Genomic DNA, 19,245 nt, shown 5'->3' with positions numbered 1-19,245 from the left:
GCTAGCCGATAGAAAGTGGGAAGCAAGGATTATTCCTATTCGCTTCCCTCCCGCCGCTCCAAGCGGAAAGTTGCGGCATGCGCGGCGCTCTCGCCGGGGGCGAGGATTCGCATGGAGGGCTTCTCATAGAGATCGCCGCGAAAATCCTCCGGGTCTCCGTGCCCGGTCCAGGCCTCTATGCAGAGGAAAGGCGCGGGCGGCAGCGCCCATAGCGCGATATGGGGAAAATCATCGAGCTCGACCGAAAGCCCGAGCCCGTCGCCATTGTCGTAAAAGAGACGGCGGCTCGCCGCGCCCAGAAAGCAGAGCGCTTCCTTTTCGAGGAGCTCGGCGGAAAGCGGAAGCCGCCCATTTTCCAGTGGGATGGCGCGTCGGTGGGAGGAGAGCAGGCCACCGGGCGCGATGACAGGAACCTCGCCTTGCTCAGGCGCGTCGAAATGGATCGCATGCGGCGCGGCCGAGCCGCCGAGAGGCCAGCGAAATCCCGGATGGAGTCCGACCGCATAGGGCAGGGACCGCGCGTCGCGATTGGTCGCGCTCAGCGAGACGCGCAATTCGCCCGGCCTCAGGACGAAATGCGCCTCGAGACGAAAGGCGAAGGGATAGAGCGCACGGCTGTCCTCGTCCTCCTCGAGCACGAGAGAGACCGTCTCCGGCGACCGCTCCCGGATCGCGAAGCGCTTATGCCGCGCGAAGCCGTGCAGGCCGAGCGGGAAATGCGCGCCGTCGACGCGAATTCCGTCGCGCGTCCAGCCCACCACGGGAAAGAGCAGCGGCGCAGTCTGCGGCCAGACCTCGGGCTGCGGCTCCCAGATCAGGTCGACGCCTTCCGCGCGCCACGAGAGGAGCTCGGCGCCGAGAGGAGAGACTTCGGCCGTGTCGCCGGGGCCGGCCTGCAGACGAATCACATTGCTCATGGGCCGATCGTAGCGAGCGGGGCCCTGGCCAGGGAGGGGCGCGCGGGCGCTGCGCCTTCTGCGGACGGTGAAGGACGTAAGAACGGTGGAGACGCTTCTCCACCGCATTGACCCGCCGGACCCACGCCGCGATGCTTTTCAGCAACGATTCTCTTTTCGTCGCCGGGCCCTGGATGCTGGATAAAATCGCCGGGAGCGACCGACCGCCCTACCTCGGGGTCGAGCGCTCCATTTCGGGCCGCGCCTGGCGCGCGCGCCTGCGGCCGCATGACGAGGCCCAGGCCGCCGCCATCGCGCAGATTCACGGCCATGGCGACGCCCTCGCGCGCGTGCTGGCGGGGCGGGGCGTGACGCAGGAGACGGCCGCCGCTTTTCTCGACCCGACCCTGCGCGCGCTCATGCCGGACCCGCTGCTGCTGCAGGACATGGACGCCGCCGTCGAGCGTCTGGCGCGGGCGGTCGAGACCCGCGAGCAAATCGCCATTTTCGGCGATTATGACGTCGACGGCGCGACCTCCTCGGCGCTTTTCGTCGAATTTCTGGAGGCGGCGGGCTGCCCGCGGCCCTTTCTCCACATTCCCGACCGCATTCTCGAAGGCTATGGCCCCAACGCCGAGGCGATCGCGGAGCTGAGGGCGCGAGGCGCGAGCCTGCTGGTGACGCTCGACTGCGGGACGACGAGCCACGCCGCGCTCGCCTCCGGGCGCGCGTTGGGGCTCGACGTCATCGTCATCGATCACCATCAGGCGCCGGAGGTTTTGCCGGACGCCATCGTCGTCAACCCCAATCGCGCCGACGATCTCTCCGGCCTCGGCCATCTCTGCGCGGCCGGCGTGGCCTTTCTCGCGCTCGCGGCGCTGGCGCGCGAGCTGCGCCGCCGCGGGCATTGGACCAGCGCGCGGCCGCAGCCGGACCTGCTCGCGGGCCTCGATCTCGTCGCCCTGGCGACGATCGCCGATGTCGCGCGGCTGCACGGCCTCAATCGCGCCTTTGTGGTGAAGGGCCTCGCCGTCATGCGGGGCCGGGCGCGGATCGGTCTTTCGGCGCTGCTCGACGCAGCGCGCGTGGACGGCCCGCCGCGGGCCTATCACCTCGGCTTCGTGCTGGGCCCGCGCATAAACGCCGGCGGGCGCATCGGCGATGCGGCGCTCGGCGCGCGGCTGCTGACGCTGTGTGACCCTGTCGAGGCCGCCCGCATCGCCGCCGAACTCGACCGGCTGAATGTCGAGCGCCAGGCGCTGGAGAAGGCCACTCTCGAGGAGGCCGAGGCCGAGGCGGACCGGCAGCTCATGCGCTCCAATCGCCTCTCCTGCCTCGTCGTGGCGGCCGAGGGATGGCATCCGGGCATTGTCGGAATCGTCGCCTCGAGGCTCAAGGACAAGTTCAAGATTCCCGCCTTTGTCATTGCAAAGACAGGTGAAATCTGTTCAGGCTCAGGTAGAGGCACGAGTGGCGTCGACCTCGGTCGCACGGTGCGGCTCGCCGTCGAGGAGGGCCTGCTCCAGAAAGGCGGCGGGCACGCCATGGCGGCCGGCGTCACGCTGGCGAGCGAGCGAATCGAGGCGTTCCGCGCCTTTATGAACGACGCGCTGCAAGAGGATGTCGAGCGCGCCCGCGACGCCGACGCGCTGCTCGTCGACGGCGCGCTGACGGCGCGCGGCGCGAGCGTCGAATTCGCCCGCGAGCTCGAGCGGGCGGGGCCGTTCGGCGCCGGCAATCCGGAGCCGCTCTTCATATTTCCGGACCATCGCATCGTCGATGCGGCGCTCATCGGCGCGTCCCATGTGCGGGCGCGGTTTCAATCGGGCGACGGGGCGCGGCTCGACGCCATCGCCTTTCGCGTGGCGGGAACGGCGATCGGCGACGCGCTGCTCGAGGGTCGCGGACGGCGGCTGCATGTCGCTGCGCGACTGGGAACGAATGTGTTTCGTGGATCGGAGCGGGTGGAGACGCGCATCGTCGATCTCGCCGTCCCGGATCGCCAAACATGGTGAACGCGGCGCTACGCCCGGCGATTCCGCGGCCTCTGCGCGGCGAGCCGGGTCCGTCGCGTCGCATTTTTGTCGCAATCGACCCTTCTCATGGCGAAGCTCGAGGATGCGGGAGAGGGAGCGCGAGGCGCGTTAACTCTCGAGTAATTCGGGCGCGAGACATTGAGGCGTGCGGTCGCGCCGACCTCGTGGTTTTCGGAGCCCCGCAAGCGTGGTCCCGCAAGGCCGCGGGAGCGAAGCGAACCGTCCCCCATTTCGAGCGAATGCGCCCCTGACATGCGATCGAGATCAAAACTGCCGGACTTTCGCAATTCCTTCGTGCTTCTGGGCCTCTGCGCGCTTGCGGGGTGCTCGTCCGCGCCGCCCGTGGCGCAGCGGATGGCGCGTTCGCAGGTCGATCCGCGCTATGGCGTCGCGCCGAGCCCGCGCGTCGTCGCCGATGGCGAGGAGGTGCCGCGGGGCGGCGGCTATTACATGGTGGGCAAGCCCTATCAGATCGCCGGAAAGACCTATTATCCGAGCGAGCGCTCCTATTCGGCCGTCGGCCTCGCCTCCTGGTATGGATCGGATTTTCACGGACGTAAAACGGCGAATGGCGAAGTCTTCGACCTCGCCTCGATCAGCGCCGCGCATCCGACCATGCCGCTGCCGAGCTATGCGCGCGTCACCAATCTTCGCAATCATCGCTCGATGATCGTGCGCGTCAACGACCGCGGCCCATATCACGGCGGGCGCGTGATGGATGTGTCGCAACGCGTCGCCGAGGCGCTCGATTTCCACCGTGTCGGCACGGCGCGGGTGAAGGTCGATTATGTCGGCCACGCCGCGCTCGCTGGCTCCGACGACGCCAAGCTGCTCGCGACTTTGCGCGAGGACGGCAGGCCCGCGACGCTGCCCGGCGGCGCGCCGATCATGGTGGCGACCAATCTTCGCGAGCCGCCGAACCGCGTCGCCCGGCTCGAGCGCGCGGAGGAGGCGCAGCCCGAGCGCGCCGAACGCGCGACGACGTCCCGGGCCGAGGCGAGGGACGAGGAGATCACGCCCCGCGCCGAAGCGCGCGAGTCCGAGAGCCCGCGCCACTCCGAGGCGCGCGCCGCCGAGAAAGAGCCGGTCTCGACCATTCCGACGCCCATTTCGGCCAAGGCGCTGGCCATGGCCAAGAGCGCGCCGCTGCCGCCGTCGCGGCCCTTCGACCTCGGGACGGCGCCCGCCCGCAGCGCTCGGCTGAGACAAGCACTCAATTAACCTCGACGGCGGTCCTACCGACCGAGCGCAGCGCGAGGCCGTTGCTTTCTGCGGCCCAACGCGCCACATTTTAGCGGAACTCATTGCGTGGGGCCGTCGACGCGCTCCGACGGCGATTCGAAGAAGGCGAAAGACGCGTGCCTGTCTCCCTTCCCAAATCCCTCCTCTGCCTCGGCAAAGTCCAGCTCGGCATGGCCTTGGCGGTCTCCCTCATCGCGCCGTCGGCGGTCTTCGCCGAAGGTTTCCAGACCAGCGCGCCACGCGCAATTCTCGTGGACGCGGGAACGCATACGGTGCTGCTCGAGAAGGGCGCCGACGAATATGTGACGCCCGCCTCGACGGTGAAGATCATGACCGCCGAGATCGTGTTCCACGAGATCGCCGAGGGACGGCTGAAGCTCGACGACGAGTTCACCGTCTCCGAGCACGCCTGGCGTAGCGGCGGCGCGCCGGCCGGCGGCTCGGCGATGTTCCTCGCCGTCAACAGCAAGCCGCGGGTGGAGGATCTGATCCGCGGCCTGGTGATCGATTCCGGCAATGACGCGGCCATCACGCTGGCGGAGGGCGTCGCGGGGTCCGAGGAGGCCTTCGTCGGCCGCATGAACAAGCGCGCCTCCGAGCTCGGCATGACCAAATCGATCTTCGGCAATCCCTGGGGCCAGGCGGGACCGGACCAGAAGGTCACGCCGCGCGAGATGGTCCAGCTCTCCGCGCATCTCATCAAGACCTATCCGGACCTCTATCGCTATTTCGGCGAGAAGGAGTTCACCTGGAACAAGATCCGCCAGCAGAACCGCAATCCGCTGCTCACCATGAGCATTGGCGCGGATGGGTTGAAGACCGGCAATATCGATGATTCCGGCTTTGGCATGGTCGGCTCCGCCGTGCAGGACGACCGGCGTCTCATCGTCGCCGTCTATGGACTGCACACGGCCAAGGACCGGGCCGAGGAGGCGCGCAAGCTTCTGCAATGGGGCTTCCGCAATTTCGAGGAGAAATCGCTGTTCAAGGCCAATGAGGCGGTCGGCTCCGCGCAGGTCTATGGCGGAACCGCGGGCTCCGTGCCGCTGACCTCGCCGAGCGACGTCAAAGTGCTGCTTCAGCGCGGCGGCTCCGAAAAGCTCACCGGCAAGATCGTCTATGAGGGGCCGCTGATCGCGCCGGTCGAGGCGGGAACCAAGGTCGCCAAGCTGGAGATCCGCCGCGGCGCGACGGTCGTGCTCGAGCAGCCGCTGGAAGCCGCCGAGACGATAGAGAAAGGCTCGCTCGCGAGCCGCGCTTTCGACGCGGCCTATGAATATGCGGCCGGCGCCATTCACAACAAGCTGTCGAAGAAGCAATGAGCGCAGAGCCGCCGCTCGGCCCGGCGCGTGGGCAGGAAAAGGGCCAGGCCGGCAAGTTCATCACGCTCGAGGGCGGCGAGGGGGCCGGCAAGTCGACGCAGATGCGCCGGCTGCAGGAACGTCTCGCGCAAAAAGGCGTGGAGGCGATCGCGACGCGCGAGCCCGGCGGCTCGCCGCATGCCGAAGTGTTGCGCGAGGCGCTGCTCGGCGGCAAGGCGGCCTCGCTCGGCCCGCTCGGCGAGGCGATTTTATTCTCGGCGGCGCGAATCGATCATCTGGACCGGCTGATCAAGCCGGCGCTGGCGCGCGGCGCCTGGGTGATTTGCGACCGTTTCGCCGATTCGACGCGCGCCTATCAGGGCGCGCGCGGCGGCGTCGATCCGCGGCTCATCGCTCTGCTCGAGCGCGTCGCGCTGATGGGCTCCTCGCCGGACCTGACCATCATCCTCGATCTGCCGCCCGAGACCGGCCTTGAGCGCGCCAAACGGCGCCGAGCCCCGGACGAGGCCGCCGACCGCTTCGAACGCGAGGGGCTGGAGTTCCACCGCGGCCTGCGCCAGGCCTATCTCGACATAGCCGCGAGCGAGCCGGGCCGCTGCTGCGTCGTCGACGCGCTGGCGCCGGAGCAGGAGGTGGCCGAAGCCATTTGGCATGTCGTCGAAGCGCGCTTTTTTCGACCCGAAATCGTCGTTCCTCTCCAGAGCCTGATTGCGTGAAGCGCGACGTAGAGGCCCCGCCGGAGAGCGACCGCTTCGCCGATGCGCCGCATCCCCGCGAAACCCATGCGCTGCTCGGCCATGCCGGCGCCGAGAGCGAGCTCGTCGACGCTTTTCGGCGCGGCAAGCTGCCCCAAGCCATTCTCATCGGCGGGCCCGAGGGAATCGGCAAGGCGACGCTCGCCTGGCGCCTCGCGCGCTTTCTGCTGGCGCATCCCGACCCGTCCACGCCGGAGGCGGCGAGCGCCCGGTCACTCTTCGTCGGCGAGGAGAGCGCCGTCAGCCGGCGCATCGCGGCGCTGGCTCTGCCCGATCTTTTTCTGCTGCGCCGCGAGTGGAACGAGAAGACCAAGAAGCATTTCACCGAAATCCGCATCGAGGATGTGCGGCGGCTGATCCATCTCTTCCATCAGAGCTCGGGCGAAGGCGGCTGGCGCGTCGCCATTGTGGATTGCGTCGACGATCTCAACCGCTCCAGCGCCAACGCCCTTTTGAAGCTCATAGAGGAGCCGCCGGAGCGCTCGCTGTTCCTGCTCGTCGCGCATCAGCCGGGACGCGTTCTGCCGACGATCCGCTCGCGCTGCCGCAAGCTCACGCTCGGCCCGCTCGCCGAGCCGGACGTCGTCGCCGCGATCCGCGCGCTCGGCGCGCCCTGGAGCGAGCTGCCGGAAGCGACGCTCTCCGGCGCAGCGGAGGGAGCGGAGGGCTCCGTCCGCGAGGCGCTGCGGCTGCTGGATGGCGACGGTGTCGCTTTCGACGCGGCGCTGCGGGCGATGTTCGCGCGCCTGCCGCAGGTCGATTGGCTCGCCGTGCATTCACTCGCCGACCGACTCGCCGGGCGTGACAATGAGCACGCCTATGAGACCTTCATGAGCGGCCTCTATCGCTTTCTCGACCGAATTATTCGGTCGAAAGCGGGCGAGGGCGCGAGCGCGGCCAACCTCGCCCCTTATGCGCGCGCCTGGGAGCGCATAACGGAGGCGGCGCGCGATACGGAAGTCTTCAATTTCGACAAGCGAGGGCTCATTCTGTCGATCTTCGCCGATCTCGAAGAAGCGGCGAGGCGATAGGGGTTTCCTTGGACGGCGTTCCGACCTCGAAAGGCTTCCCGCCCGTCGCGCGCGCCGACGCGCGTGTGCTGATCCTCGGCTCGCTGCCGGGACAGGTCTCGCTCGCCCACGTCCAATATTACGCCCAGCCGCGCAACGCCTTTTGGCCGATCATGGGGCGGCTCTTCGGCGCCTCGCCGGAGATTCCCTATGAGGAACGGCTCAACCGGCTGATGGCGCGGGGAGTCGCGCTGTGGGACGTCTGCGCCGAGGGGCGGCGGCCGGGTAGCCTCGACCAGAAAATCGACGTGGCCAGCGTCGAGACGAATGATTTCGCGGGTTTTCTCGTGGCTCACGCCCAGATCGGGCTGATCTGCCTCAACGGCGCCAAGGCCGGCGATCTGTTCCGCCGCAAGGTCGCGCCGACGCTTGGCTCATCGGCGCCGCGCAGCCTCGTCCTGCCGTCCACGAGCCCGGCGCATGCGGCGATGACTTTGGAGCGCAAGCTGGAACATTGGCGGGCGGCGCTCGGGGAATTCCTCTAGCATCCCAGAACCACACCGTCTGGTTCCAGGAATTCACGATCTCGTGCGGCGCGCCGAGATGGTCTGGCGCGATGTAGAACACCGAGCCGCCCTGCAGTGTCGCGATCGGCAGATCGCCGAGCCAGACGATCTCCTCCCGCGCAAGGTACAGGTCCGGCCAGGGACGGCATGCTACCGGCGATAATTGCACAACGGGAATTTTTTTAGCGTATGATCAACATCAAGTCCTGTATTTTCAATTAGACTCGTGATATCTGCAATCAATTTTGGAAAAAACAGAAGCATCTCATCTAATTTAACTGTAATTTCTCCAAGTATTCTTTCCGATCCGCCTACGACAAACTCGATTTTTACCTTCATTACCCGCTCGCCCGCCGGACTCGCCGTAAGCCAAAAACCTTCGCCAATTTGCACTTCGAACCCGCTTTTTATTCCGAGCGATAAAGCACAGAGCATTTCATACAGCAACGGAAGCGCATCAACTTTAACTCCATAATTCGAGCCAACGCTTATATGTATAGTCAATATCATGCTCATGGCAAGATGCTCCCAGTCATCTATCTCGTCGAGCTTCTCTTGCTCGAATGGCCCAGAAAGCCGGGATATATCGACCACATCAAACCATGACGCCTTCATTTTACCCTCCTACCGTATGCTGGATGTCACTTCGGAAACGCGCCCGTCACCGTATAATAGCCAGGGAAAGCTGGTGTCCCGGCTGCTGCAAGCCGATCGCGCTCACGAGCCGGCCGCTCCCGGCATCATAGCTCCATTGGCCTCTGGAGAAAGTTGCTGCGCTGCACGCCTGCCGCTTCCACAGGGCGGCAAAGCGCGCTAGACCCGTGTCCATGGCTGAACGTCCGACCTTCATGATCACCACCGCCATTCCTTACGCGAATGGCGCCCCGCATATCGGTCATGCGTATGAACGCATCGCCACCGACGCCTTCGCGCGCTTCAAGCGGCTCGACGGCTTCGATGTGCTGTTCGTGACCGGAATGGACGAGCACGGCCAGAAGATGCAGCGCACCGCCGAGCGCGAGGGGCTGACCCCGCAGCAGCTCGCCGACCGCACCGCCGACCAGTTCCAGACCATGGGCGAGACGCTGAACGCGCTCGCCGACGATGTCGTGCGCACGACGCAGCCGCGCCACGCCGACGCCGCGCTCGAGATATGGAAGCGCATGGAGGCGGCGGGCGATATTTATCTCGCCAAATATTCCGGCTGGTACTCGGTGCGTGACGAGGCCTATTACGACGAGGGCGAGATCACCGAGGTCGACGGCAAGAAGCTCGCGCCGACCGGCACGCCGGTCGAATGGGTGGAGGAGGAGAGCTGGTTCTTCAAGCTCTCGGCCTATCAGGAGAAGCTGCTCGCGCTCTACGAAGCGCATCCGGAATTCATCACGCCAGAAAAATACAGGAACGAGATCGTCGCCTTCGTGAAGCGCGGGCTCACCGACCTCTCGATCAGCCGCACCACTTTCGATTGGGGCATACCTGTCCCGTCCAAGCCGGAGACCAATTCGCCGCATGTGATGTATGTGTGGGTGGACGCGCTCACCAATTACATCACCGCGACCGGCTTTCTGACCGGGGAGGAGGAGCGCGCGCGCTTCTGGCCGGCGAACGCCCATGTCATCGGCAAGGATATCACGCGCTTCCATGCGGTCTATTGGCCGGCCTTTCTGATGTCGGCCGGCGTCCCCTTGCCCAAGCAGATCGTCGTGCATGGCCATTTGTTCAGCCGCGGGGAGAAGATGTCGAAGTCGGTCGGCAATGTCGTCGATCCGATCGATCTCGCGCAGCGCTATGGCGTCGATCAGCTGCGCTATTTCTTCCTGCGCGAGATTCCCTTCGGCCAGGACGGCAATTATTCGCATGAGGCGATCGTCAATCGCATCAACGCCGATCTCGCCAATGACCTCGGCAATCTGGCGCAGCGCTCGCTGTCGATGATCGCCAAGAATTGCGGCGGCGTCGTTCCGACGCCGGGCGAATTGACCGACGCCGACCGCGCGCTGCTCGCCGACGCCTCGGCGGCGCTCGGCAAGGCGCGCGAGGCGATGGACGCCTATTCGCCGCATCAGGCGCTGGCGGAGCTGTTCCGCGTCGTGGGGGACGCCAATCGCTATTTCGCCGGCGAGGAGCCCTGGGCCAAGAAGAAGACCGACCCGAAGCGCATGGAGACGATCCTCTATGTGACGGCGGAGGCGCTGCGGCGGCTGGCGATCGCGCTGCAGCCTTTCATTCCCGCCGCGGCCTCGAGCTTGCTTGGTTTGCTCGGCGTTCCAGCCGAGGCGCGCGATTTCGTCCAGGCGGGCGAGGCGCAGGCGCTCATCCCCGGCGCGCCGCTGCCGGCGCCCGCCCCCGTCTTCCCGCGTTATGTGGAGGAGGGGGAGGCGGCCATCGGCAAGAACTGATGCGGAGAGGATCGTGAGCAAGCTGCAAGGGAGCCGGCTTCGAGCGGCGGCGGCCGCCGCCGCCATCCTTTGTTCGGGCGCCATCCTCTGTTCGAGCGACTTGCACGCCGAAGGCTGGCGCAGCTATCACAACCCGCGTTTCGGGACGACGGCCGATGTGCCAAAGGACTGGAGCATGGGCGCGGCGCCGGAAAATGACGACGGACGCGTCTTCACCTCGCCGGACAAAAGGTCGGTAATCATCGTCTATGGCGGATTTCGGACCTTCCAGAAGGAGCAGGAGATCGCCGATCGGCTCGCGCCGGGCGAGGGCGAGACCATCACCTACAAACGGCGGAGCAAGGACTGGGTCGCGGTCTCCGGGACGAAAGGCGACCGCATATTCTATCGAAAATCACTGCTGTCCTGCCGCGGAGCGGTCTGGAACAATGTGTCTATCGAATATCCGGCTTCCGAGAAGAAGAAATTCGACGCGCTGGTGACGCGCGTCTCGCATTCGCTCCGCCCCGGACGGGCCGAGGGACTGGTGACGGACTGCCGCTGACGAGGCGAATAGAGAATGCTCATCGACACACATTGCCATCTCGACTTTCCCGATTTCGCTCCGGAACAGGAGGAGGTCGTCGCGCGCGCCCGTCGCCAAGGGGTCGCGCGCTTCGTCACCATCTCGACCCATGTCGAGAAATTCTCGGCGATCGCCGCGATTGCGGAGCGGTACGAGGATGTGTTCTGCACGGTCGGCACCCATCCCAATCACGCGCATGAGGAGCGCGAGGCGAGCGCCGCCGAGCTCGTGGAGCTGGCGCGCCATGAGAAATGCGTCGGCATAGGCGAGGCGGGGCTCGACTATCACTATGACAAGGCCCCGCGCGAGCTGGCGCATCGCGTGTTCCGCACCCATATCGCGGCCGCGCGCGAGAGCGGTCTGCCGCTCGTCATTCATTCGCGCGACGCCGACGCCGATTGCGCCGCCATTCTACGCGAGGAAATGGGGAAGGGGGCTTTCAAGGCCCTGCTCCACTGCTTCACCAGCTCGCGCGCGCTGGCCGAGACGGCCGTCGAGCTCGGGCTCTACATCTCCTTTTCGGGCGTGGTGACGTTCAAGAACTCCGGCGAATTGCGCGAGATCGCGCGCGACGTGCCGCTCGAGCGGCTTCTGGTCGAGACCGACGCGCCCTTCCTCGCGCCCGTCCCGCATCGCGGCAAGCGCAATGAGCCGGCCTATGTCGCCGACACAGCGCGCACGCTGGCCGAGGCCAAGGGCGTCTCCTTCGAGGAAATGTCGGCGCAAACGACGGCCAATGCGCTGGCGCTGTTCTCCAAAATGACGCCGATCGAAGACGATCGGGAACGGCGGGCCGCGGAATGAGCCTGACGGTCACTATATTGGGCTGCGGCTCCTCGGGCGGCGTGCCGCGAGTCGGCCAGGGCTGGGGCGCCTGCGATCCGACCAATCCGAAGAATCGTCGGCGCCGCTGCTCGATACTGGCGATGCGGACGGATGGCGCCGCGCGGACCAATGTGCTGATCGACACCTCGCCCGATCTGCGCGAGCAATTGATCGACGCGAAGGTCGACCATCTCGATGCGATTCTCTTCACCCATCCGCACGCCGACCACACCCATGGCGTCGACGATGTGCGCGGGCTCGTCCTGGAGAGCGGCCGGCGCATTCCGGCCTATCTGGACGAGCCGACGGCGAAAATGCTGACCGATCGCTTCGACTATATCTTCAAGACGCCGCCCGGCAGCTATTATCCGCCGCTGCTCGACGAGCATCGCATCCATCTCGGCCGCGAAGTGTCGGTCGACGGCCCAGGCGGAACGATCGAAGCGACGCCGTTCCGGCTCGACCATGGCGACATGGACGCTCTGGGGTTCCGAATCGGAGGCCTGGCCTATACGCCGGACCTCAATTCCGTGCCCCGAGAAAGCTTCCGCCATCTCGAGGGGCTCGACGTCTGGATCATCGACGCCTTGCGCCACAAACGCCACGGCACGCATCTTTCCGTCGGCGAGGCGCTGGAATGGGTCACCCATTTCAAGCCTCGCCACGCGATCCTCACCGACCTGCATGTCGATCTCGACTATGAGACGCTCAAAGAGACTCTGCCGGACAATGTGACGCCGGCCTTCGACGGAATGCGGATCGAGCTGGCCTGAAGCCAGCGCTCGAAGCAAAGCCCATTATCCATGACTGCGCCGGCCAGCGGCGCGCAGCATCGACGCATGCTAGGCTGCGCCGGCGGAACGCCTCCGCCGAGCCGGACGATCCGTCATTGAGGCATGCGATTTTAAGTTCCATAATATCGATTATGCGAATCTTGGAATTTACAACGCGTTCTAATTCTTGTCGATTGCCCCCAACGGCGGCCGCCCCTCTCCGTCGAGACGACGCGTAACACGACCGCCGCCGTCGTGGATGACGGCGCTCTTTGCCGCGCTCGCGCCACTTTTCAGGCCTTCGATCGCGCGTTCCTCCCACCCGATTCGTCGGGTGGCGAACAGCGGCCTCGGGTTTTTTCGCCTCGTCGGCGAATTCATCTAGCCAGAATGGGCCGTTTACTGGTAAAAAGGCGATTGCGCGGGACTATATGGCATTCAACTGGCACACTTACGAACGCACCGGAACCGGCTCTCTCCGCGAGACGCCGGTGGACGCGCGTCGTCGGCGCTTTTGCGCCCGGCGAGAGGCCGTGCATGTGGCTATAGCGGTCTTTTGGCGGATGGCGGAGACGAGTACCAAGACATGAGCAGCAAAGGTCGAGACTTCCGGGGACCCAGAAAACGCGGGTTCGACGACGACCCGCCGTACGGCTATGACAGCCCGCGGCCCAGCCGGCCGCCGAGGTCGCCATTCGGCGGAGGTGGCGGATTCGGTGATTCGCCGCCCCCTTCTTCCAACGAGCCCGCGATCGACGCGGTCGTGAAATGGTTCAAGCCCGAGAAGGGCTTCGGCTTCGTCGAGCTCGGCAATGGCACGGGCGACGCGTTCCTGCATATCGGCGCGGTTCAGGCGGCCGGCTTCGAAGCCTTGCCGCCCGGCGCCAAGCTGAAGGTGCAGGTCGCGAGCTCGGTCAAGGGCCAGCAGGTCTCGCGTGTGCTCGAGGTCGATCTTTCGACCGCGACCGCCGAGCGCCCGCGCAGCCCCAGCAGCAGCGGCGGCGGCTTCGACCGGCCTCCGCGTCGTCAGGCTCCCGATCCGTCGACGGCAGTGCCGGTCACCGGCAAGGTCAAATGGTTCGACGAGACCAAGGGCTTCGGCTTCGTGCAGTCGAACGACGGCGGCAAGGACGTCTTCGTCCATATCTCGATCCTCGGCCCCTCCGGCGTCAATCATCTCGCCGAAGGCCAGCCTGTGACGATGCAGGTCGTCGACACGGCAAAGGGTCGCGAAGCTCTGTCGATCACGCTCGACTGACGCGCTGAAAATGCGAGCCGCAAGCCGAATTCGGCTTGCGGCGGCGCGCGCCTGCCAGCAATGACGATTATTTACCTCGGATGCGCAAGTCGGGTCCGAGGCGCTGTCGTTTGCAAGGCGTACTACGGCCCCGGACCCTCGGATCGACTGCAGAGGGCTGCACACCAAGGGCGCAGTCGATATCCGGCCTCGATGCTAGAGCAAAGCGCCTCGAATTCCTCACCTTTTTTGCGCGACCGACTGCGTCAAAACAACGCGCCGCTCGCGCTTTCAGACGCCCGTTCGGCCGGCCAGAGGCGCATCGATGACACAGGATGAAATCGCGCGCCTCCTCGGCATAATGGCGGCCCTGCGCACGCCGCAAACCGGCTGTCCATGGGATCTCGAGCAGACCTTCGCGAGCATCGCCCCCTATACGCTCGAAGAAGCCTATGAAGTCGTCGATGCGATCGAGCGCGGCGATCTCGGCGATCTCCGCGAGGAGCTCGGCGACCTGCTGCTGCAGGTCGTCTTCCACGCGAGGCTGGCGGAGGAGGTCGGAGCTTTCGCCTTCGTCGATGTCGTCGCGGCGATCTCCGACAAGCTCATCCGCCGCCACCCACATGTATTCGGCGACAAAACCGCGGCCTCGGCGGCCGACGTCTCGGTGCAATGGGCGCAGATCAAGGCGCGCGAAAAGCAGCTCCGCGCCGAGCGCCGCGGCATAGAGGAGGCGCCGGGCCTGTTGGACGGCGTTCCACCCGCCCTGCCCGCTCTGACGCGCGCGATCAAATTGCAGGAGAAGGCCGGCAAGGTCGGCTTCGACTGGAACGACGCGCGGCTCGTGCTCGAGAAAATTCGCGAGGAGACGCTGGAGGTGGAAGCGGAGCTCGGGGAAGGAGACGCGCCTCCCTCGCCCGCGGTCGCGGAGGAGATCGGCGATCTTCTCTTCGCCGTCGCCAATCTCGCCCGCCATGTCGGGGCCGATCCCGAGCAGGCGCTGCGCGGCGCCAACGCCAAATTCGAGCGGCGCTTTCGCTTCATCGAGCGCGCGCTCACGGAAAAGGGAACGCGCCCGCAGGATTCGACGCTAGACGAGATGGAAGCATTGTGGCTCGCGGCGAAAGCCGCCGAGCGTGCGTGAGCAGCGGCCCGCTCACTTTTCGAATTTTTCCAGAACCCAGGGCTCGCCGCGTCCCTCGCTCAGCCATGCCTGATAGCTCGGCAGAGCGAGAATCGCGTGCATATAATCCTGCGCTTGCGACGAGACCTCGAGGACATAGGTCGTAAATCGACAGACGACCGGCGCAAACATGGCGTCCGCGGCGGAGAAGGCGCCGAAGAGAAACGGCCCCTCCGATCCGAAGCGCGCTCTCGCGTCGCGCCAGGCGGCGTCGATACGCGCGATATCGGCGGCGGCCTCCCGGCTCGGCGGCGCGATCGGGCGCGGCGCGCGGCGGAAATTGGTGGGGAATTCACTTCGCATCGAGGTGAAGCCGGAATGCATTTCCGCCGCGAGCGAGCGCGCCAGAGCCCGCGCCGCCGGATCGCGCGGCCAGATCGCGAGATCGGGAAAGCGCTCGGCGATGAATTCGATGATGGCGAGCGAATCCCAGACGATTACGTCGTCGCTGCGTAGCGCCGGAACCTTCCCGGCCGGCGAAAAGGCGAGGAGCCTCTCTTTCGACTCCGGGCCATAGAGCGGAACCACCGTCTCCTCGAAGGGAATCTCGAATTGCTTCAGCAGCAGCCAGGGCCGCAGCGACCAGGAGGAATAGGCCTTATTGCCGACGAGCAGGGAGAGAGTCATCGAAGCGTCCTCAATGGGCGGTCTGGGAAAAGAGGCTCAGCAAAATGACGCCGGCGATGATGAGACCCATTCCGGCCATTTCTCCGGCATTGAGCGTCTGGCGAAACACCAACCAGGCGACGAGGGCGATCAACGCTTGGCCGACGCCCGACCATATCGCATAGGCGACGGCGACCGGAATGCTGCGCAGAGCGAGCGACAGCAGGAAAAAGGACACGCCATAGCCGATGACGACGATGATCGAAGGCAAAGGCTTCGAAAAAGCCTCGCTCGCCTTGAGCGCGGAGGTTCCGACGACCTCGCAGAGAATGGCGATCACCAGATAGATTCGATCCATGATGCGGAGGCCCCTCGGAGTGCGAACGCCTCGCGGCTCGAGGCGCGCCTATGAAATTAGCGCGCGCGCCGCCGGGTCGTCGCTTCCGCGCGCACTTCGGCCTGCGGATAGCGCCGCGTCACCCCGTCGAATCGCTCCGGCGCGACGCGCACGACAAGCCGCGCTCTCCCGTCCGGCAAAGTCTGCCGATCCAGCACTTCCGTATGGGCGTGGAGCCAGGCGATGCCGGCGCCGTCGGCGGGATCGAGCTCGACCTCGAGCCGGACGCGCCCTTCCGCCAGTCGCGTCTCTATGCGATCGAGCAGCGCGTCGAGCCCCTCCCCGGTCAGCGCCGAGACGAGCGAGGGACGGTCGACGCCCTTGCGGCCGCGCGCGGCGACGCGCATGGCGGCGAGCCGCTCCGGATCGAGCGCGTCGATCTTGTTCCAGACCTCGAGAATGCGCGTCCCCGCCTCGCCGGAAAGGCCGAGCTCGCCGAGAATGGATTCGACGTCGGAGGCCTGCGCCTCCCAATCGGGATGCGAAACGTCGCGCACATGCAGGATGACGTCGGCCAGCGTCACCTCTTCCAGCGTGGCGCGGAAGGCGGAGATCAGCATGGTCGGCAGATCGGAGATGAAGCCGACCGTATCCGAAAGCAGGATCTTTGCGCCATGCGGCAGGCGAATCTGCCGCAACGTCGGGTCGAGCGTCGCGAACAGCATGTCCTCGGCCAGCACGCCGGCCTTGGTCAGGCGATTGAACAGCGTCGATTTGCCGGCGTTGGTGTAGCCGACGAGCGCGACGACCGGATAGGGCACCTCGCGGCGCTTCTTGCGGTGCAGGCCGCGCGTGCGCTTGACCTGGTCGAGGTCGCGCTCGATGCGCGCCATGCGCTCCTCGATGAGGCGGCGATCGGTCTCGATCTGCGTCTCGCCGGGGCCGCCGAGGAAGCCGAAGCCGCCGCGTTGACGCTCGAGATGGGTCCAGGATCGCACGAGGCGCGATTTCTGATAGGCGAGATGGGCGAGCTCGACCTGCAGCGCGCCCTCCTTGGTGCGGGCGCGGCGGCCGAAAATCTCGAGGATCAGCCCGGTGCGGTCGATGACCTTGGCGCCCCAGGCTCTTTCCAGATTGCGCTGCTGCACCGGCGAGAGCTGGCAATCCATCGTCACCAGCTCCGCCTCGGCGGCTTTCACCGTCTCGGCGATCTCCTCGACCTTGCCCTTGCCGAGATAGGTCGCGGGCCGGACGTCGTGCAGAGAGACGGCGATCTCGCCGACGATGTCGAGCTCGATCGCCTCGGCGAGGCCGACCGCTTCGGCGAGCCGGGAGACAGGATCGCGCTCCGCCCCCTGCCCCGCGGCTTCGGAAGGCCGCGTGCGCGTGGGATAGGGGCCGACCACGAGAGCCTTTGTGGACGCGCCGGCGGTCCGGTCCTCGGACGCTGATGTTTTTTCGCTCAACCCGACCTCGACCCGCTGAGCGAAGCGCGGCGGCGGCTCGCCCCGCATCTTGTCAGCGTCTATTGTTTTCGCGGGACTTTCAACGGAAAATCGGGCGCCGATCTTCCGAAATCCCGCTCAGCGATGGCGTTCTGGCGCGCTCTCCGCGCCTTCCTCACCCGGCTCGAACATATGGATCGGATGACCGGGCATGATCGTCGAGATCGCATGTTTATAAACGAGCTGGGAATGCCCATCGCGGCGCAGCAAGAGGCAGAAATTGTCGAACCAAGTCACGATGCCCTGCAATTTGACGCCGTTGACCAGAAAAATCGTGAGCGGGACTTTGTTCTTCCTCACGTAATTCAAAAACGTATCTTGCAGATTCTGCGCGCGTTCGGAGGACATCGGCTATCCTGTTCTGTTTTTCGTTATCGGGGCGACTTGCGTCGCTCTTATCGGTCCATAGCCATCCAACCGCATATTAGAGACTGCGCCGGCGCAATGCGCAAGACGCAACTCCTTCATGCGGCGAAAGGCCTCCACTTACGGTCCTGTAACTCGCTGTTTCGACGTGTTTACGACGAGACGAAACGCATCAACTAGAGCCAAACAGCCGCAGAGCCAATAGGAAATTTTCACAAGGTCTTGTATCGGCGAGATTTGTCGCCTCATTCGATGGCGAGCGACTTCAACTTGCGATGGAGCGCCGACCGCTCCATTCCGATAAATTCGGCCGTTCGGGAAATATTGTTGCTGAAGCGATTGAGCTGGGCGATCAGATATTCTCTCTCGAACACTTCCCGCGCCTCGCGCAGCGGCAGGCTCATCAGTTTCTCGCCACGCACGCCGGCCGGCGTCGAGGGGACGAGCTGGCCGATCTCCGAGGGCAGCATATCGGCGGAAACCTCGGCGGTCGCGTCGCCGGCGGTCAAAATCATCAGCCGCTCCACATTGTTGCGGAGCTGGCGGATATTGCCGGGCCAGTCGTGCAATTGCATGACGGCGAGCGCGTCCTCGCTGATCTTGCGGCGCGGCATGCCGGAGGTCGCCGACACCTGCTCCATGAAATATTCGATGAGCTCGGGGATATCTTCGCGACGCTCGGCGAGCGAGGGGATGCGGATCGGCACCACGGAGAGGCGATGGAAGAGATCCTCGCGCAGCGCCCCCTCCTCTATCGCCGAGGCGAGGTCGCGCGCCGACGAGGAGATGATACGCACATCGACCTCGACGCGCGCCGTCCCGCCGACGCGCTGAAACGTCTGCTCGACGAGGACGCGCAGGATTTTCGACTGCGTGTCCTTGGGCATGTCGGCGATCTCGTCGAGAAAGAGCGTGCCGCCATGGGCCTCCTCGAGCGCGCCGATCTTACGGGGCCCGTCGCCGCCCTCGCTGCCGAAGAGCTCGATCTCCATATTTTCCGGCGTGATCGTCGCCGCATTGATGACGACGAAGGGGCCGAGGGCGCGCTGCGAAGCCGCATGGAGACAACGCGCGGCGAGCTCCTTGCCCGAGCCGGGCTGGCCGGTGATGAGCACGCGCGAATTGACCGGCGCGACGCGGGCGATGATCTGCTGCAGCTGATGCGCCGGGAAGGAGCTGCCGACGATGCGGTCCGAGGCGCCGGCGCGCTGGCGCAGCGCGCTGATCTCGCGGCGCAGATGCGAGGCCTCGAGCGCGCGCTCGGCGACGAGCAGGAGACGATCCGCCTTGAATGGCTTCTCGATGAAGTCATAGGCGCCGAGCTTTATGGCGCTCACCGCTGTTTCTATATTGCCGTGGCCCGAGATCATCACCACAGGCAGATCTTTGTGCTGCTTCTGGATGATCTCCAGAACCTGCATGCCGTCGAGGCGCGAGCCCTGCAGCCATATGTCGAGGAAGACGAGATGCGGGCGGCGCTGCTCGATCGCCGCCAGCGCGCCATCGGCGTCCTTGGCGGTGCGAACGCCATGGCCTTCGTCGCCGAGAATGCCGGCGACGAGCTCTCTGATGTCTTCCTCGTCGTCGACGATGAGAATGTCGCTGACCATCTGCCTCAC

The 19,245-nt window shown here is 65.6% G+C and carries 19 protein-coding genes; 12 read left to right on the top strand and 7 right to left on the bottom strand.

Annotation, left to right across the window (positions count from 1 at the left end; all coding sequences use genetic code 11):
- Positions 1 to 35: 35 nt before the first annotated feature.
- Positions 36 to 917 (bottom strand): aldose 1-epimerase family protein, encoded by an 882-nt coding sequence (locus IY145_RS19865; RefSeq protein ID WP_196409784.1) that lies wholly within the window; start codon positions 915 to 917, stop codon positions 36 to 38.
- A gap of 173 nt (positions 918 to 1,090) precedes the next feature.
- On the opposite strand from IY145_RS19865, the gene recJ reads away from it, so the two are divergent.
- From recJ to IY145_RS19835, 6 genes are all read left to right on the top strand, one after another.
- The gene (gene recJ, locus IY145_RS19860) at positions 1,091 to 2,911 is read left to right on the top strand and encodes a single-stranded-DNA-specific exonuclease RecJ (RefSeq protein ID WP_196410637.1); all 1,821 of its coding nucleotides are present in this window, start codon (positions 1,091 to 1,093) and stop codon (positions 2,909 to 2,911) included.
- Between the two features lie 375 nt (positions 2,912 to 3,286).
- On the top strand, positions 3,287 to 4,153 hold the full coding sequence (locus IY145_RS19855) for a septal ring lytic transglycosylase RlpA family protein (protein WP_409455316.1): 867 nt from the start codon (positions 3,287 to 3,289) through the stop codon (positions 4,151 to 4,153).
- Positions 4,154 to 4,344: 191 nt separating this feature from the next.
- Entirely contained in the window at positions 4,345 to 5,496 is a 1,152-nt protein-coding gene (locus tag IY145_RS19850) for a D-alanyl-D-alanine carboxypeptidase family protein (RefSeq protein ID WP_196410636.1), read from the top strand.
- The gene (gene tmk / locus IY145_RS19845) at positions 5,493 to 6,212 is read left to right on the top strand and encodes a dTMP kinase (protein ID WP_196409782.1); all 720 of its coding nucleotides are present in this window, start codon (positions 5,493 to 5,495) and stop codon (positions 6,210 to 6,212) included. Before IY145_RS19850 ends, tmk begins: the two co-directional genes overlap by 4 nt.
- On the top strand, positions 6,209 to 7,282 hold the full coding sequence (locus IY145_RS19840; protein ID WP_196409781.1) for a DNA polymerase III subunit delta': 1,074 nt from the start codon (positions 6,209 to 6,211) through the stop codon (positions 7,280 to 7,282). Before tmk ends, IY145_RS19840 begins: the two co-directional genes overlap by 4 nt.
- Before the next feature lie 8 nt (positions 7,283 to 7,290).
- On the top strand, positions 7,291 to 7,806 hold the full coding sequence (locus IY145_RS19835; RefSeq protein ID WP_196409780.1) for a DNA-deoxyinosine glycosylase: 516 nt from the start codon (positions 7,291 to 7,293) through the stop codon (positions 7,804 to 7,806).
- 171 nt (positions 7,807 to 7,977) lie between these two features.
- On the opposite strand, the gene IY145_RS19830 is transcribed toward IY145_RS19835, so the two are convergent.
- Positions 7,978 to 8,442 (bottom strand): hypothetical protein, encoded by a 465-nt coding sequence (locus IY145_RS19830; RefSeq protein ID WP_196409779.1) that lies wholly within the window; start codon positions 8,440 to 8,442, stop codon positions 7,978 to 7,980.
- 212 nt (positions 8,443 to 8,654) lie between these two features.
- Between IY145_RS19830 and metG the strand changes: the two genes are divergently transcribed.
- The 6 genes from metG to mazG all read left to right on the top strand — a co-directional run bounded on the left by metG (position 8,655) and on the right by mazG (position 14,773).
- Positions 8,655 to 10,229, top strand: a complete 1,575-nt coding sequence (gene metG, locus IY145_RS19825; protein ID WP_281433677.1) for a methionine--tRNA ligase — start codon at positions 8,655 to 8,657, stop codon at positions 10,227 to 10,229.
- Between the two features lie 13 nt (positions 10,230 to 10,242).
- On the top strand, positions 10,243 to 10,773 hold the full coding sequence (locus IY145_RS19820; protein ID WP_312030619.1) for a hypothetical protein: 531 nt from the start codon (positions 10,243 to 10,245) through the stop codon (positions 10,771 to 10,773).
- 15 nt (positions 10,774 to 10,788) lie between these two features.
- Positions 10,789 to 11,598: a TatD family hydrolase gene (locus IY145_RS19815; RefSeq protein WP_196409778.1), complete on the top strand. Its 810-nt coding sequence runs from the start codon at positions 10,789 to 10,791 to the stop codon at positions 11,596 to 11,598.
- The gene (locus IY145_RS19810) at positions 11,595 to 12,392 is read left to right on the top strand and encodes an MBL fold metallo-hydrolase (RefSeq protein WP_196409777.1); all 798 of its coding nucleotides are present in this window, start codon (positions 11,595 to 11,597) and stop codon (positions 12,390 to 12,392) included. The genes IY145_RS19815 and IY145_RS19810 overlap by 4 nt, the downstream gene beginning before the upstream one ends.
- A gap of 586 nt (positions 12,393 to 12,978) precedes the next feature.
- Entirely contained in the window at positions 12,979 to 13,650 is a 672-nt protein-coding gene (locus tag IY145_RS19805) for a cold-shock protein (protein WP_210332698.1), read from the top strand.
- Positions 13,651 to 13,954: 304 nt separating this feature from the next.
- Positions 13,955 to 14,773: a nucleoside triphosphate pyrophosphohydrolase gene (gene mazG / locus IY145_RS19800; RefSeq protein ID WP_196409775.1), complete on the top strand. Its 819-nt coding sequence runs from the start codon at positions 13,955 to 13,957 to the stop codon at positions 14,771 to 14,773.
- Positions 14,774 to 14,785: 12 nt separating this feature from the next.
- Here mazG and IY145_RS19795 read toward each other — a convergent pair whose 3' ends face one another.
- From IY145_RS19795 to IY145_RS19775, 5 genes are all read right to left on the bottom strand, one after another.
- The gene (locus IY145_RS19795; RefSeq protein WP_196409774.1) at positions 14,786 to 15,439 is read right to left on the bottom strand and encodes a glutathione S-transferase family protein; all 654 of its coding nucleotides are present in this window, start codon (positions 15,437 to 15,439) and stop codon (positions 14,786 to 14,788) included.
- Between the two features lie 10 nt (positions 15,440 to 15,449).
- Positions 15,450 to 15,776, bottom strand: coding sequence for a multidrug efflux SMR transporter (locus IY145_RS19790; RefSeq protein WP_196409773.1), 327 nt, complete (start codon positions 15,774 to 15,776; stop codon positions 15,450 to 15,452).
- A gap of 56 nt (positions 15,777 to 15,832) precedes the next feature.
- A complete protein-coding gene (gene hflX / locus IY145_RS19785; protein WP_196409772.1) occupies positions 15,833 to 17,221 on the bottom strand; it encodes a GTPase HflX in 1,389 nt (462 codons plus the stop codon).
- A 117-nt stretch (positions 17,222 to 17,338) separates the two neighbouring features.
- Entirely contained in the window at positions 17,339 to 17,608 is a 270-nt protein-coding gene (gene hfq / locus IY145_RS19780; RefSeq protein WP_196409771.1) for an RNA chaperone Hfq, read from the bottom strand.
- A gap of 263 nt (positions 17,609 to 17,871) precedes the next feature.
- Positions 17,872 to 19,236, bottom strand: coding sequence for a sigma-54 dependent transcriptional regulator (locus IY145_RS19775; RefSeq protein ID WP_196410633.1), 1,365 nt, complete (start codon positions 19,234 to 19,236; stop codon positions 17,872 to 17,874).
- Positions 19,237 to 19,245: the final 9 nt, after the last annotated feature.

The sequence above is a fragment of the Methylosinus sp. H3A genome (assembly GCF_015709455.1).
In the GTDB taxonomy this organism is placed as follows: Bacteria; Pseudomonadota; Alphaproteobacteria; order Rhizobiales; family Beijerinckiaceae; genus Methylosinus.
This window is presented reverse-complemented; position numbering and strand designations above follow the sequence as displayed.

Coding starts and splice junctions, on each gene's coding strand:
- IY145_RS19775 (WP_196410633.1), bottom strand. CDS start 19,236: ATGGTCAGCGACATTCTCATCGTCGACGACGAGGAAGACATCAGAGAG.
- IY145_RS19855 (WP_409455316.1), top strand. CDS start 3,287: ATGGCGCGTTCGCAGGTCGATCCGCGCTATGGCGTCGCGCCGAGCCCG.
- IY145_RS19810 (WP_196409777.1), top strand. CDS start 11,595: ATGAGCCTGACGGTCACTATATTGGGCTGCGGCTCCTCGGGCGGCGTG.
- IY145_RS19850 (WP_196410636.1), top strand. CDS start 4,345: ATGGCCTTGGCGGTCTCCCTCATCGCGCCGTCGGCGGTCTTCGCCGAA.
- hfq (WP_196409771.1), bottom strand. CDS start 17,608: ATGTCCTCCGAACGCGCGCAGAATCTGCAAGATACGTTTTTGAATTAC.
- IY145_RS19795 (WP_196409774.1), bottom strand. CDS start 15,439: ATGACTCTCTCCCTGCTCGTCGGCAATAAGGCCTATTCCTCCTGGTCG.
- IY145_RS19830 (WP_196409779.1), bottom strand. CDS start 8,442: ATGAAGGCGTCATGGTTTGATGTGGTCGATATATCCCGGCTTTCTGGG.
- IY145_RS19865 (WP_196409784.1), bottom strand. CDS start 917: ATGAGCAATGTGATTCGTCTGCAGGCCGGCCCCGGCGACACGGCCGAA.
- recJ (WP_196410637.1), top strand. CDS start 1,091: ATGCTGGATAAAATCGCCGGGAGCGACCGACCGCCCTACCTCGGGGTC.
- IY145_RS19815 (WP_196409778.1), top strand. CDS start 10,789: ATGCTCATCGACACACATTGCCATCTCGACTTTCCCGATTTCGCTCCG.
- mazG (WP_196409775.1), top strand. CDS start 13,955: ATGACACAGGATGAAATCGCGCGCCTCCTCGGCATAATGGCGGCCCTG.
- IY145_RS19805 (WP_210332698.1), top strand. CDS start 12,979: ATGAGCAGCAAAGGTCGAGACTTCCGGGGACCCAGAAAACGCGGGTTC.
- IY145_RS19790 (WP_196409773.1), bottom strand. CDS start 15,776: ATGGATCGAATCTATCTGGTGATCGCCATTCTCTGCGAGGTCGTCGGA.
- tmk (WP_196409782.1), top strand. CDS start 5,493: ATGAGCGCAGAGCCGCCGCTCGGCCCGGCGCGTGGGCAGGAAAAGGGC.
- metG (WP_281433677.1), top strand. CDS start 8,655: ATGGCTGAACGTCCGACCTTCATGATCACCACCGCCATTCCTTACGCG.